This is a genomic window from Formosa sediminum (assembly GCF_007197735.1).
Classification (GTDB): domain Bacteria; phylum Bacteroidota; class Bacteroidia; order Flavobacteriales; family Flavobacteriaceae; genus Formosa; species Formosa sediminum.
Window position 1 is genome coordinate 1,477,097 of sequence record NZ_CP041637.1, and the last position, 15,752, is coordinate 1,492,848.

Annotated in this window: 10 protein-coding genes and 1 tRNA gene; 9 read left to right on the forward strand and 2 right to left on the reverse strand. The window is 33.4% G+C overall.

Annotated features, from left to right (window positions below; all coding sequences use genetic code 11):
* The first annotated feature begins 3 nt into the window (after window positions 1-3).
* The 9 genes from ftsA to FNB79_RS06480 all read left to right on the forward strand — a co-directional run bounded on the left by ftsA (window position 4) and on the right by FNB79_RS06480 (window position 14,480).
* Window positions 4-1,356 (forward strand): cell division protein FtsA, encoded by a 1,353-nt coding sequence (gene ftsA / locus FNB79_RS06440; RefSeq protein ID WP_143380531.1) that lies wholly within the window; start codon window positions 4-6, stop codon window positions 1,354-1,356.
* Between the two features lie 94 nt (window positions 1,357-1,450).
* Window positions 1,451-3,433, forward strand: coding sequence for a cell division protein FtsZ (gene ftsZ, locus FNB79_RS06445; RefSeq protein WP_143380532.1), 1,983 nt, complete (start codon window positions 1,451-1,453; stop codon window positions 3,431-3,433).
* Between the two features lie 97 nt (window positions 3,434-3,530).
* A complete protein-coding gene (locus FNB79_RS06450) occupies window positions 3,531-3,980 on the forward strand; it encodes a GatB/YqeY domain-containing protein (RefSeq protein ID WP_143380533.1) in 450 nt (149 codons plus the stop codon).
* Between the two features lie 36 nt (window positions 3,981-4,016).
* A tRNA-Arg gene (locus FNB79_RS06455) sits at window positions 4,017-4,090 on the forward strand.
* 186 nt (window positions 4,091-4,276) lie between these two features.
* Window positions 4,277-6,433: a prolyl oligopeptidase family serine peptidase gene (locus FNB79_RS06460; RefSeq protein WP_143380534.1), complete on the forward strand. Its 2,157-nt coding sequence runs from the start codon at window positions 4,277-4,279 to the stop codon at window positions 6,431-6,433.
* A 631-nt stretch (window positions 6,434-7,064) separates the two neighbouring features.
* Complete coding sequence (locus FNB79_RS06465) at window positions 7,065-10,100, forward strand: SusC/RagA family TonB-linked outer membrane protein (RefSeq protein WP_143380535.1); 3,036 nt, start codon at window positions 7,065-7,067, stop codon at window positions 10,098-10,100.
* A 24-nt stretch (window positions 10,101-10,124) separates the two neighbouring features.
* Window positions 10,125-11,657, forward strand: a complete 1,533-nt coding sequence (locus FNB79_RS06470) for a RagB/SusD family nutrient uptake outer membrane protein (protein WP_143380536.1) — start codon at window positions 10,125-10,127, stop codon at window positions 11,655-11,657.
* A 426-nt stretch (window positions 11,658-12,083) separates the two neighbouring features.
* Window positions 12,084-13,334 (forward strand): NRAMP family divalent metal transporter, encoded by a 1,251-nt coding sequence (locus FNB79_RS06475; protein ID WP_143380537.1) that lies wholly within the window; start codon window positions 12,084-12,086, stop codon window positions 13,332-13,334.
* A gap of 51 nt (window positions 13,335-13,385) precedes the next feature.
* Complete coding sequence (locus FNB79_RS06480; protein ID WP_143380538.1) at window positions 13,386-14,480, forward strand: type I phosphomannose isomerase catalytic subunit; 1,095 nt, start codon at window positions 13,386-13,388, stop codon at window positions 14,478-14,480.
* A 100-nt stretch (window positions 14,481-14,580) separates the two neighbouring features.
* On the opposite strand, the gene FNB79_RS06485 is transcribed toward FNB79_RS06480, so the two are convergent.
* Together FNB79_RS06485 and FNB79_RS06490 are read right to left on the reverse strand one after the other, a co-directional pair.
* A complete protein-coding gene (locus FNB79_RS06485; protein ID WP_143380539.1) occupies window positions 14,581-14,964 on the reverse strand; it encodes a DUF3037 domain-containing protein in 384 nt (127 codons plus the stop codon).
* Window positions 14,951-15,736: a HipA family kinase gene (locus tag FNB79_RS06490; protein ID WP_143380540.1), complete on the reverse strand. Its 786-nt coding sequence runs from the start codon at window positions 15,734-15,736 to the stop codon at window positions 14,951-14,953. The genes FNB79_RS06485 and FNB79_RS06490 overlap by 14 nt, the downstream gene beginning before the upstream one ends.
* Between the last annotated feature and the right edge of the window lie 16 nt (window positions 15,737-15,752).

Below are 15,752 nucleotides of genomic sequence, written 5' to 3' on the forward strand. Positions count from 1 at the left end.
ACTATGGAACATAATATAGCAGTTGGATTAGATATTGGGACCACAAAGATTGTGGCCATGATTGGTCGTAAAAACGATTACGGAAAATTAGAAATTTTAGGAATAGGGCGCTCTAAAAGTTTAGGTGTGCACCGCGGAGTCGTGAGTAATATTACACAAACTATACAGTCTATCCAGCAGGCTGTTCAAGAAGCAGAAGCTTCTGCAGGTAATAAAATAGAAGGTGTTACAGTAGGTATTGCAGGACAACACATTCGTAGTTTACAACACAGTGACTACATTACAAGGCCAAATTCTGAAACCGTAATCGATGAAACCGATATTGATAAATTAATTAATCAAGTACATAAATTGGTTATGTTACCTGGAGAAGAAATTATTCATGTTTTACCACAAGAATATAAAATTGACGGGCAGGCAGAAATCAAAGAACCTATAGGTATGCATGGTGGGCGTTTAGAAGCTAATTTTCATGTTGTAGTTGGGCAAGTCTCGTCAATTAGAAATATTGGACGCTGTATTAAAAGTGCAGATTTAGATTTAGAGCGTCTAACATTAGAGCCTTTGGCTTCTGCAAATGCAGTGTTAAGTCAGGAAGAAAAAGAGGCCGGTGTTGCACTTATTGATATAGGAGGCGGTACAACCGATTTAGCAGTTTTTAAAGATGGTATTATTCGTCATACAGCAGTAATTCCTTTTGGCGGAAATGTTATAACAGAAGATATTAAAGAGGGCTGTTCTATTATTGAAAAGCAAGCCGAATTATTAAAAATAAAATTTGGATCTGCATGGCCTGGCGAAAATAAAGATAACGAAATTGTGTCTATCCCTGGATTACGAGGAAGAGAACCTAAAGAGATTACACTAAAAAATTTATCTAAAATCATTCATGCACGTGTTGTCGAAATCGTAGAACAAGTTTTTTTAGAAATAAAAAACTATGGTCACGAAGAACAAAAAAAGAAATTAATTGCAGGAATTGTTTTAACAGGAGGAGGAGCGCAATTAAAACATTTAAAACAGTTAGTAGAATATATTACAGGAATGGATACCAGAATAGGTTATCCTAACGAGCATTTAGCTGGCGATAGTAATGAAGATATTACAAGCCCTTTATATGCTACAAGTGTTGGACTAGTATTAGATGGATTAAAACATCAAGAACGTAAACAACGCGAAGCGAGAATTCAAAAAATTGAAGAAGTAGAAATTAAACAACCAGAAACGATATCTGAAGAGGTTCTAGAAGAAAAGGAAGAGCTAAAAGAAAAAGCGCAACCAGAAAGAAAGGAACGCAGGAATTTTTTGGACAAGTTTACAGACAAGATCAAAGATTTTTTGGACAACGCAGAATAATAATAAAGATAGGCAGGATGTTATTAAAAATCTTGCAACAGATTAAGAGTAAAGACTAAAGTTAAGAATAAAAGAAACCAGTAAAAAAGAATTTATGAGCAGCAACAAAGAATTCGCAAGTATCTCATTTGACTTACCTAAAAACCAATCAAATGTCATTAAGGTTATTGGTGTTGGTGGTGGTGGTAGCAACGCTATAAACCACATGTTCCAACAAGGCATTAAAGGCGTAGATTTTGTAATCTGTAATACAGATGCACAAGCGCTTCAAAACAGTGGAGTTCCTAATAAAATACAGTTAGGATTAGACCTAACCGAAGGATTAGGAGCAGGAGCTAACCCAGAAATAGGAGAGCAATCTGCTGTAGAAAGTTACGACGACTTAAAACGTATGTTGGATACCAATACAAAAATGATCTTTATAACAGCCGGAATGGGTGGTGGTACAGGTACTGGAGCTGCACCAATCATTGCTAAAATGGCAAAAGATTTAGATGTCTTAACTGTGGGTATTGTTACTATGCCTTTTCAATTTGAAGGTAAAATGCGTAACGAACAAGCTCAAAAAGGAATTGAAAAGTTACGTGGGGTAGTCGATTCATTAATTGTAATAAATAACAACAAACTTCGTGAAGTTTATGGTAACCTAGGTTTTAAAGCTGGGTTTTCTAAAGCAGACGAGGTCTTAGCCACAGCTGCTCGTGGTATTGCTGAAGTTATTACACATCACTACACGCAAAACATCGATTTACGTGACGCAAAAACAGTGTTAAGTAATAGTGGTTCGGCAATTATGGGATCTTCTATTTCATCTGGTCAAAACAGAGCGAAAGATGCTATTATGAAAGCATTAGACTCTCCATTATTAAACGATAATAAAATTCAAGGCGCTAAAAATGTACTGTTGCTAATTGTTTCTGGTGCTCAGGAGATTACTATTGACGAGATTGGAGAAATTAACGATCATATTCAGAATGAAGCTGGCCATGGTGCGAATATTATTATGGGGGTTGGTGAAGACGAATCATTAGATGAGTCTATTGCAGTAACAATTATTGCTACGGGTTTTAATTTAGATCAGCAAAACGAAATATCTAATACCGAAGCTAAAAAAGTTGTACACTCTTTAGAAGAAGAACAAAATTTAGATAAACAAGAGTCTTCTAAAGTAGATCGTGAGCCTGCAATTATTACGCCTAATATCGAATTAAAAGTAGAGAAAAAACCAGAGGTAGTAAGACATACTTTAGATTTAAACGATTTAGAAGATTTTGATGCGCCAGTTAAAAAGGAGACACCAAAACCAACTAATACATCAGATCTTGTTCCAACAACAGAAGCAATAAAAAATATTGAAGTTGCATTAGACGATTTTACAAATTTAGATATTGATGCTAACGAATTTGTGTTTACAGAAGTTAAAGCACAAACTACACCATCTGTACCTGTAGAAGAGGATGACAAGCAAATTACATTAACTTTTGATATGCCTCTACAGGCTAACAAGAGTCAGTCTTCAGAAAAACCAGAAGTTATTAAACATGCTCTAGAAGATACAGATGAAGTTAAAAACGCTCCTGTAAATGAATATGTAGAGTTAATTAATGTAACAGAATCTGGTAAGCAAGGCGAGGTAAGATATGCATTAGATGATTATGAGGAAGAAGATAAACCAGTTGCGCATAAACACATTTCAAAACCTGTTCAAGATGAAACATTAAACAGTTTTAATCAAGATGTAAGTTTTGTTAAAAAAGACGTACCAAAAGAACCAGTTAAATCTGTGCCGCCAACACCTTCAGAGCCTATCGACCCAATGAATACACCTATTTCTGAAATGCTTAAAGAAAGAGCTGCAGAACGTCGAAGAAAAATGAAGGATTTCAATTATAAATTCAATACCTCTAAAATTGAAGAGATAGAGAAAGTGCCAGCTTATAAGCGTCAAGGTGTGAATTTAGATGAAACTCAGCATTCATCAGAAAATAATATGTCTGGAACGAGCTTAAGTGTAGACGATAATAACGATATTCAGTTAAGAAGCAATAATTCATTTTTACATGATAATGTAGATTAATTAATCGATATAAAATCAATTAATATTTTAAGTTTAAACCCGAAATCTCTATGAGCTTTTTGGGTTTTTCTTTTTATCTTCGCAGCAAATTTAAATTATGGGTTTACAACAAGATATCATGACAGCTATGAAAGCTGCTATGAAAGCAAAAGACCAAACAGCTTTAGCAGCTTTAAGAGCGGTGAAATCTGAATTGCTATTAGCGCAAACAGAGACTGGCTCTAAAGAAGAAATTACAGAAGAACAAGAAATCAAAATCTTGTCTAAATTAGTGAAGCAACGTAAAGATAGTGCTGCTATTTTTACAGCGCAAGACCGTTTAGATTTAGCAGAGCCTGAATTGGCTCAAGCAGAAGTTATCAGCCAGTTTTTACCAGAACAATTAGACGAAGCCGCTATTGAAAAAGTTGTGGATAATGCTATTGCAAAAGTAGGTGCAGAAGGAATGAAAGATATGGGAAAAGTAATGGGTATTGTTAACCAAGAATTAGCTGGTAAGGCAGACGGAAAAACCATATCTACTATCGTTAAAGCTAAATTAGCTTAATTATAAATAATAAATTCCTGTGAATACAGGAATAATGGCTGCGTAGTTCAACTGGATAGAATATCAGATTTCGGCTCTGAGGGTTGGGGGTTCGAATCCCTTCGCGGTCACTAGAAAAATTAATAAATTAAAGATCAAGTGTGCTTGTAAATGCTCTTGGTCTTTTTTGTTTTAAGACATTAGTAATTATGCAAATATGCGTGTGTTAAATTTATAATAGTATACTAAATAAGTGCTAATTTAATTAGAATGTTTATATTGTTGACCAAAATATATATTACTAACCTACTTTTTTAATGTTTAAATTCACTTATTGTTTAGTGTTGTTTTTTACGCTAAGTCTCACCAGTTTTGCTCAAAAGGCAAATCAGTATCAAGCAGCTCCCAAAGCTGCTACCGAAGATGTATATTTTGATACTGTAATTTCTGATCCATACCAATGGATGGAAAACCCAAAAGATCCACGATTATCAATTTGGATGGAGGCTCAAGATAAATTTACAAGTAAAATAAAAAACAAATATCTCAAAACTATAGACCTCAAGGCACAATTATCTGCGATGTATTATGGGGTTAAGAATAAAGAAGTAGATAGGTTTACTCAAAAAGATTCTTCCCTATCTGGGAAATATGAGTTTAAATTTAAAGTGCAAAATTCTAATAGCAATCCTAACTTATTATATAGATTACGAGACCGTGGTAACTTTCTTACTTTGGTAGACACCAAAGATTATATGGAAGATAGAGATGATAACATATTAATTCGTAATTATTATGTTAATGAAGATTATGATATTCTTGCAGTAACTTTATCTCATAGAGGGGGAGATTGGCAAGAGTTATATTTTTTCAACTTAAAAAATGGTCAGCAATTACATGGTTCATTAAAAAATTTGAGAATCGGGAGTCAGGTAATTTGGGATAAAATGAATTTGTATTACGATGCATATACACCACCAAAAGCAGGTCAGGAGCTTTTAGACCGTGCAGAGGGGCAAAAACTATATTATCATAAATTTGGAGATTCGCAAGATCAAGATGTAGTCGTGCTTACAAGTAGTGATAGTTCTGGTGTAAATACATTTAGATTTAAAGAACTAGATGATAAGTTGTTTTTCAATAATATTTACAAGCACAAAGGAAAAAGCTATAATGCATTGGCAGTTGCAAAAAAGGATTCGATTTATTTAAATCTTAATAATTTTCTTATTTATCCAAAAGATGAAGAAATTACTGTTAATGTTGAGGACGCTTTTGGAGATAAAGTAGTATTGTATACCAATTGGGGAGCACCAAACGGTAGAGTATTGTTGTCTGATTTAAGCGTGCCTAATAAACCTATAGAACTTGTTCCAGAATACGATGTACGTTTGTTGGAGGTTAACCGTTTGGGTAAAGACAAGATTGTATGTATCTACAAAAATGGTAATCGAGACTTGGCTTTATTTTTTGATTTAGAAGGTAAATTGCTTAATAAGATAGATTTTCCAGAAGGGAAGCGTGTTAAAGGGCTTTATGAATATAATGAAGATGCCACAAAAACTAATTTTTATGTTTCATCTTTTTATCATCCAGATCTTGAATATGAGTTGTCTTTAAAAGATTTGTCTTTTAAACCTAGTGTGGCAGTGTCTGTGCCTTACGATCCTGAGTCATTAGAAACCCGATATGTAAAATACAAGTCTAAAGATGGTACAGAAATTCCAATGTATATTACCTGTCTTAAGGATACAAAATTAAATGGTAAAAATCCTACCTTACTCTATGGATATGGTGGATATGGAATTACAGTTGCACCTGCTTTTGATGAATCTAAAGCACTTTGGTTACTACATGGTGGTATACTTGCTATTCCAAATGTAAGAGGAGGAGGTGCGGGAGGATCTGATTGGGGTAAAGCTGGAAGACGAATAAATAAACAAAATGCAATAGATGATTTTATTGCTGCTGGAGAATATTTAATTGCACAAAATTATACTAGTCCGCAACATTTGGGAAGTAATGGTGGTTCTCATGGAGGTTTATTAGTGAGTAGTGCTGCATTACAAAGGCCAGATTTATTTAATGCGGTTGTTGCAGAGGCTGGACCATACGATATGTTACGTTTTGGCAAGTATACAGTTGGCTCTGTAACCACCAATATAGAAGAGTTTGGGGCTGTAACAGATTTAAATGATTTTAATAATTTAATATCCTATTCTCCATTACATAATATTAATGCGGGTGTTAAGTACCCCAATTTTTTAGTCATGACTGGAGATAGTGACGATAGAGTACCGCCTTTACACACATATAAGTTTTTGGCAACTCTTCAAGAAAAAGCCAATCCAACATCTTTATATTTAATGTATGTTACTCCTGGAAAAGGACATGGTTCTGCTTTAACAACTAACGATTGGTTTGATGAGGTGTTATATAAATATGCATTTTTATATCACTTTTTAAAAGATTAAATGATATAAGTTAGAATAAATATATTCTGACTTATATTTTTTATTATAAATACGGTCTCTCTTTGTATATTTTAAAAGATCCTTTAATAAAGCTTGAAAAGTATTGAAGATTCTTTTTTGAAATATATTTCTTACAAGTTTTATGAAGCTTAAATATGAATTTGTCTTACAAGTTTTCAGACTTTTATCACATCAAATTTTCATATTATAGGTTTAAAAACCCATAATTAATAAGATTTTATCATTTTTTTTATATTTTTTCTATTGTAGGTATAAATAAGTGCAATTTAAATTTAGTCATTATAAAGAAATCCAATAATTTTTCCATAATCTCAACTACTACAAGGTTTTCGTAAAATTTCAATAATCACTTAATCACGTAAATTCTTACATTTTTTTGTAGTCCTTGTAATGATATATATATAATTATTTAGGTTTGTTTTTGTTAAATTCTGTTTTTTTATGGGTGTTTTTTGTATTTCTTACAAAATACTTATGGTTTTAACACTATAATAACATATCTTAGCATTGTGAAATTGGTAAACCAATCTAGAAAACCAATCTAGTACGCCAATTTTGTAAATCATTATTTTGATTTTTTAAAATTTTTTTTAACCAAAACAAATTACAAATGAATTTAAAAACTAAACTAACTTTAATGCTGGTATTGATATTCAATATATCATTATTTGCACAAGACGGATACCAATTATCCGGGACAGTAACAGATGAGGGCAATATGCCTATTCCTGGCGTTAATGTTCTTGTAGTAGGCACTACAACAGGAGCTGCTACAGATTTTGACGGTAAGTTTGAATTAGATGTTACTACTGGAGATGTACTTCAGTTTTCTTACGTTGGTTACATCAAACAATCAGTCACAATTACAGATCAACAAACTCTTAATATTGTATTAGCAGAAGATGCTAGTGAATTAGACGAGGTTGTAGTAGTTGGATATGGTTCTCAAAAGAAAAGCGATATAACTGGTGCTGTGTCTTCAGTAAAATCTGAAGATTTAACAGCCTTTCCAGTATTAAATGCAGAGCAAGCACTGCAAGGGCGTGCTGCTGGTGTTGTAGTACAATCTAATAATGGTGGTGAGCCAGGAGCTCCTATTAGTATTAAAATTAGAGGTAACACTTCTATTAACGCAAGTAGTTCTCCTTTAATTGTAGTAGATGGTTTTGTGGGAGCTTCAATGCCACAAGCTAACGATATTGAATCTATGGAAGTTTTAAAAGATGCTTCCGCAACAGCAATTTATGGTTCTAGAGGATCTAATGGTGTTGTTTTAGTGACTACTAAAAAAGGTAGAAGTGGTAAATTAGTAGTAGAATTAAATTCTTCATATGCGATTAACTCTATCTCTAACGAATTAGATTTATTAAACGCAGATGAGTTTGCAGATTACCAAAATCAAATTAGAACAAATAACGGTGTATCTTCTCCATATGTTCAAGGCGATGCAGATACAGATTGGCAGGATTTAATTTACAGATCTGGTAGTACTCAAAACCACCAACTTTCATTCTCAGGAGGTACAGAAAAAGTTAATTTTTATGCTTCGGCAAACTACTTCAATCAAGAAGGGATCATCATCAATTCAGATTTTGAAAGAGCAACGTTCTTATCTAATATAGATGCTCAGGTTACTGATAAGTTAAAATTAGGTATGAATCTTTTTGGAAGTAGAGGAACTAAAAATGGTGCTGCTACACAATCTAACGGTTCGGTTTCTGCAGGTGGAGATGATGTGATTACTTTAGCAATGCGTTATGCTCCAGATCAAGGAGTTTATAACGAAGACGGAACATATAACTACGGAAACACTGTTGGAGATCCAGTAGACAATCCTTATGCCGTTGCAAAAGAAAGAATAGATGAAACTAAAACAGATGATTTTAGAGCTAACTTTTATGCTAACTATGATATCTTAGAAAATCTTACTTTTAAAACAACATTTGGTCTAAGTACAGAAAATTCTACTCGCGGTATTTACTTACCATCTGTATTAACACAAACAGCAGGAGGAGATAACGGTAGAGCATCTGTAGAGACTGATAGAGAAACTAGTGTGTTAAGTGAAAATTACTTAACCTATACCAAAGAGATTGGAAAAGGTAACTTAACGTTATTAGCCGGTTATTCTTACCAAAAAACAACTTCAGAAAATTTTTACTCAGAAGCAACAGGATTTATTTCAGATAGTTTCTCTTATTATGGATTAAGTTCTGCAACAAATGTATTAACACCAGATTCTTCTATCTCTGTTGTAGAAATTCAATCTCAATTTGGTAGATTAAATTACGATTGGGACGATAAGTACTTAATTACTGCTACTGTAAGACGTGATGGAGCTTCTAACTTTGCTGAAAACGAAAAATATGCAATCTTCCCTTCTGGAGCTTTAGGTTGGAAAATATCTAACGAAGACTTCTTAAGTGATAGCGAAACTATTTCAAATTTAAAATTAAGAGCTAGTTATGGTGTAACTGGAAACCCTTCAATTGGAGCTTACGAGTCTTTAGCGAGATTTGAAACACTTTATGCTTCTAGTAATGGACAAACAGTAAGTGCTATTACTCCAGAACAAGCTGCTAATCCAGATTTAAAATGGGAGTCTTCTTACCAGTTTAATGCCGGTGTAGATGTGTCATTTTTAAGTAATAGAATATCATTTTCTGCAGATTATTATAATATAGATACTAAAGATTTAATATTAACAGATAATACCATTACTGAATATTTAGGGTATACAGGAGATGATATCTTAGCTAACATTGGGCAAATAAATAACAGAGGTTTTGAATTTGCAATCAATTCAAGAAACATTACAAACGATAACTTTAGCTGGTCTACAGATTTCAACATTGCATTTAATAAAAACGAAGTAGTTAGCTTAGCAAACGGAGCAGATTTATTCTTTGATGCTACACCAAGCTACTGGAGTCATGACAGAAGTTATGTATTAAGAGAAGGTGAAGAAGTTGGTTTATTCTGGGGTTACGATTATAAAGGAGTATACCAAGGAAATGATGTGCCAGAAGGTACAGCTACATTAGCTGGTGGTGTTGCTGGAGATCCATTATTTGCAGATTTAGATGGTAGTGGAGATATTACCGAAGCAGATAGAACAACAATTGGTAATCCAAATCCAGATTATACATTTGGTTTTACAAATAACTTTAGTTATAAGAATTTCGACTTAAGTATTTTCTTTCAAGGGTCTCAAGGTGGAGAAATCTTTAATTTAACAGATTCTCAATTAACTAACGGAGATGCAAATACTACTAAGAGTTACTACAACAATGCTTGGACAGCGACAAATACAGATACCAATGATCCAAGAGTTGGAAATAACAGTAACAGAGAAGTATCTTCTCGTTTTGTAGAAGACGGAAGTTATATAAGATTAAAAAACATTGCCATAGGATATAACTTACCAGTAGATGTTATAGAGAAATTTGGTTTAGAATCATTAAGATTTTCAGTTAGTGCACAAAACTTATTAACCTTTACTAATTACTCAGGTTTAGATCCTGAAGTAAGTTATTATGGTGCTGGAGGAGATAATAACACATCTGCTAACACAGCTCAAGGGTTCGACTTTGGAAACTATCCAACTGTTAAGTCTGTAAACTTTAGTCTTAACTTGAAATTTTAATAAATAATCTTAAAAAGAAAAAAAATGAAAATATATAAATATTTATTCTTATTCTTGGTAAGCATATCAATTGTAGGATGTTCAGATTTAGAGGAAGAACCAGTAGGGTTATTGTCACCAGAGGGATTCTTTCAAACAACAAGTGATATTCAAACAGCTGTTAATGGAGCTTTAACACATGCTATTAACGAACAGTTCTGGGGAAGAAAATTATCTATAGCTTTAATGCTACGTTCAGATATGGTAAGTCTTGCTTCTAACGAGACAAGAAGGGTAGAGATGGAAGAGTTTTCTACTTTAGCAAGTAACGGTATGATTAGTGAATTCTGGCCAAGAACTTATCAAGGTATTGCAGCAGCTAACCAAGCGATTGCAGGAGCAGAAGATGTAGATGTAGATGAATCAATCAAAAACCCAGTAACAGCACAAGCTTATTTTGCGAGAGCATTTTACTACTTTCATTTAGTGCGTTTATTTGGTGCTGTACCATACATTAGTGAGCCAATTACAGATGTTGATGCAGCGACTTCAATTAGCAGAACACCAGCATCAGAAGTGTATGATAATATTATTGCAGATTTAGAGTTTGCTAAAACATGGTTACCAGACACGCAAGAATCTAGAGCAACCCCTTCTAAAGCAGCAGCTAGTTCATATTTAGCTTTAGTGTATTTAACTTTAGGTGAATACCAAAATGCTTATGATGAAGCTACAGAAGTTATTAGTAATGCTGGAGCATATAATTTAGCCTTAGATTCTAATTTCCAAAACTTATTTAATGCGAATGTTATTGATGCGTCTTCAGAACCAATTTTTGCTGTAGACTATAATAATTTTGAAGCTGAAGATAATGCTTACGATCAAACTGCTCCTATGACAGGTATTAGAGGAGACGATAGAAACCTTGGTGGTGGATGGTCTGTAGCGGTACCTACACTTGCAGTATATACAACTTGGGATGAAGGAGATTACAGAAGAGCTGTAAGTTTAGACGACAGAGCTTCAATTAATGGTACAGTTGTAGATTATACAGAATTTGATATTAGCGGACATGAATTTGCTAAAAACGTACCTTACATTGCTAAGTATATGCGTTACCCAGGACCATTTGCTCGTGCAAACGCTAGAGCAACTAGCCACAATAACTCTATGATTCGCTATGCAGAAGTATTATTAATTGCAGCCGAAGCAGCAGTAGAATTGGGTAATAACGATGCAGCGCTTATGTATGTTAATCAGGTTAGAGCTAGAGCAAGACTTGGTGGAGCAACTAAAACTGGAGCAGATGAAGAGTATACGTTCCCACCAAGTGCTGTGCCAGCAGATCTTACAGGAACTGTAACTGTAGATGATATCTTAGAAGAGCGTAGATTAGAATTTGCTTTTGAAGGTATTAGATGGTACGATATTGTTAGAAGACAAATAGGAAATGAAGTATTTAACTCAAGTGGATTAGAAGGTGATAAGCCTTTCTTTACTTCAGATGACTACTTGTTACCATTACCAGAAGATGAGTTAGAAAGAAATCCTAACTTAACACAAAACCCTGGTTACTAGGTGAAATAGTATAAAGTAGATATACTTTTATATATAAATTTTGTTGTTGAATAAATACTGGTCTAAATTATAGGCCAGTATTTTTTTTTTGATCTTAGTTTAAAATTAATTCTCTATAAAGTAACGGTCTTTATAACAAAAACTCGAGTATTTAACTACCTAAAAAGAATTGTTTTAAACCTTAAATTTTGTAAAAAAAATCTTTCTTTAAATCAGTCGTTTTTTTAAAGATTAATTGCCTAAATTTATGGAGCTATATACTTTTAATGCCAGTAACCACGGCAGTTAATAGGGTTGATTTGTGTTACGGAGTAGTGAATATTTTTATTATCTATCTTACTTATAACACAAAGTGATTTAACTTGTTAATAAAGAGTGTGTAAGCTTCTGTAAAACTAAACTAAATTCTAAAACTACTAAATATTCATGACATCAACTCAATTATCATTTAAGGATAAAATTAAAAAAGGATTAAAGGATTTTGGACCTGCATTCTTTATTATTGGTTATGTAGTTGGCACAGGAAGTGTAACCTCAATGGTTGTTTCTGGGGCTAATTACGGTTTAAGCCTTTCTTGGGCTTTATTATTATCTTGTTTTTTTACATACTTTTTACTTGTCTCTATTAGTAAATTAACAATTGTTTCTGGAGATACGCTTATGTATAATTTTAAAAAAGCATTTGGTAAGCCTGTTACTATTTTTATTATTGTAGCTCTGCTGGTTTCAATAGTGTCTTCTGTAATAGGTGTTATGGGAGTTGTGGCCGAGGTTACAATGGAATGGATTTCTGTAAAAACATCTATATCATTTCTTAATGCTCCAGCAGTTTCTATTTTCTTTATTTGTTTACTAATTGGATTATTCTGGACGGGAAAACATGAGAATTTTATAAAGGCAATGAGTATTATGGTTGGATTTATGGCACTGTCTTTTATTGCAACTAGTGTAATGGTTGTAAAAGAAACAGTAACTAATATATCTGATTTCTTTCCAGAATTGCCGCATGGCGATAATTCTGGTCTTGTTATTGCAGGTATTGTGGGTACTACTATGGCTGGTGTGTGTTTAGCATCAAGAAGTATCTTAGTGCAAGAACAAAAGTGGGGAATAAAAGATTTAAAAACAGAAAATAGAGATGCCATGTCGTCTATGGCCTTAACGTTCTTTATTAGTTTAGCTATTATGATTAGTGCAACGGGAACTTTATATTTTCAAGGTATTAAGGTTAATGACGCTACAGATATGATGAGTGCATTGGGACCATGGGCAGGAGATTTTGCACTTACGTTATTTACCCTAGGAATTATTGGAGCAGGATTGTCTTCTATTTTTCCTAACTTACTATTGTTTCCTTGGTTAATAGCAGATTATACTGGAACAGAGCGAAACATGAAAAAACCATTGTTTAAAGCCTTAGTGGTTATCGTAGCTTTAAGTGGTGCAATTGTTCCATTTTTTGGAGGAAAGCCTGTATGGATTTTAATAGCTTCTCAAGCATTAAGTCCATTTGTAATGCCTTTAATTACACTGTTTTTAATTATTTTATTAAACAAGACAGAAGTTATGAAGGAATATAAAACAAGTATATGGATGAATATTGCATTAGGTGCAACTTTAATTTTTAACATATACATGTTGTATGTTGCCTTAACTGGATTTATGGGGTACTTTTAATCATAACCTTTTTTAATTTTCTAATACATATTAAAATATAAATAAGAAATCATGAGTGATCACTTACAAAAATATGCACATATGCCTTTAAAACAACTTCATAATAGAGTGTGGAGAACGTATGAAGGCGGTGCATTGATTGATAGATGGAAGCAAACAACTCCTGAAACAGACGGAAGCATGCCAGAAGAATGGATTATGTCTACCGTTACAGCACGCGGGAATAATAGACCTGCAGATGAAGGTTTATCGCTTATAGATACAGAAGAAGGTACTATACCTTTAAAAGAATTAATACATTCTAATCTGGAGTTGTATTTAGGAGAAACTCTTGCCGAAAAATTTGGAACTACAGGTGTCCTTATTAAAATGTTAGATTCTAAAGAACGTTTAACAGTTCAAGTACATCCAGATAAAAACTATGCAAAAACTGTTTTTAATTCAGAATTTGGTAAAACAGAATCTTGGTATGTTTTAAATACTCGAGAAATAGACGGCGAAAAAAGTGTCGTGTACATGGGCTTTAAAAAACATGTTACCCGCGAAGAGTGGCGTACTCATTTTGAGAATCAGAACATTCAAGGCATGTTAGATTGTTTGCATAAAATTGAAGTCAAGCCAGGAGATGCTTTCATGATTTATGGTGGTGTCCCACATGCCATTGGTGCAGGTTGTTTTTTAATGGAAGTTCAGGAACCTACAGATTACACCATGCGTGTTGAAAAAACAACACCTAATGGCTTAACAATTGGACCAGAACTTATACATCAAGGTGTTGGTGAAGAAAAAATGTTAGAGTGTTTTCATTATGATAATTATACGTTACAGGAAGCGCTTGATGCATGGAAAATTACACCAGAGATTTTAGATAGTTCGGAAGAATTTACATTAAGAACATTATTTAATGCCAAGCATACAAATTGTTTTGGGTTAAGTGAATTGCTACTAGATGGGAGTCATAAAATTAAAGGTAACGGTGCCTTTTATGTAGCTGTTATTTATTCTGGTGAAGGTGTAATGACGTGTAATGGTAAAGAATATAGCTATGCTCAAGGTGATGAGATTTTTATCTCTGCTGCGATTTCAGAACTTACATTTAAATCGAGTACGGCTTCAAAGATATTATTATGCTATCCTCCAAGTTAAGTAACTTAAGTTTAAAGTATACACTAATATTATAAGATTAAGGCTTCATCTTTTCAAAAACAAGGATGAAGCCTTTAATTTTGTTAAGCCTTAACTAATTTTATAAAACCAACTCTTCAAATAAGCGTTGCGAAGTCTTTTCGAGGTGATAACACATGCCTGGATGAGGTCTGGAAGTTTGTATAGCGGAGCTTCTAATTGCTGTTAACCAACGAAAACGAGATGGTATATCCATATGTGCAATAGGGCTATCTGTACAAGTCCCTTTAGCTATAGTTTCAAAAGCTTTTATGTTTAAAGCTAATTGGTCCACATCAAAATCTTCAGCAAATAGTTTTATTTTTTTAAAAGGTATATCATATAAAACTGTAATAAATTTAGCCTGTTTACTAAAAAGTATAATGCCTATATTTATAAACTCTTCGCGTTCTAACTTTGGTACTACTCGTATTATAGCATATTCGTATAGTTTAAGATCTTGCATGTTCAATTTCATTTACAAAAATTTCTGAATGGTCTAAACGCGTCACTAAAAAATTATAATACACCTCTCGAATGGCATTTGGAGAGCTATCTATATCTTCTCTTTGCAACCATGCTTCAGGAATAGAATTTACGATGTCTCTTATTATTTCTGGTGTTAATATTGCTTTAAATTCAGCATCTATAGTTTTAATTTTAGATGCTTGAGGTAGTAATACATGATCTTTAATAAGCTTAAAAGGACTCTTTGCAGATTGTTCCCAATTGCTCCACGAATGATGAAAGTATAAACATGCACCATGGTCTATTAACCATAGCTCTTTATGCCACATAAGCATATTTGTGTTTTTAAAGGTACGGTCTACATTGGTAATAAAAGCATCTAACCATACAATTTTAGAGGCTAAAGTCTCATCTATAGTTGTAACAGCGGGATCGAAAGTTATAGCTCCAGATAAAAAATGAAGTGCTAAATTTAAACCTTGGCTGCCTTGTAATAAATCCTGAATTTCTTCATCGGCTTCTGTTCTTCCAAAGGCTTCATCTAAATGTGCAAAAACTAGTTCAGGTAACTGTAAGTTTAACGCTTTTGCTATCTGTCCGCCAATAAGTTCAGCAATTAATGCTTTTGGGCCATGTCCTGCGCCTTTAAACTTTAAGACATACTTAAAATCGTCGTCGGCTTCTGCCAATGCAGGCAGCGAACCTCCTTCTCTTAAAGGCATCATATACCGCGTTACATGTACGTGCCTTAATTCAAAATTATTTGTCATACGTTTAATACTAGAT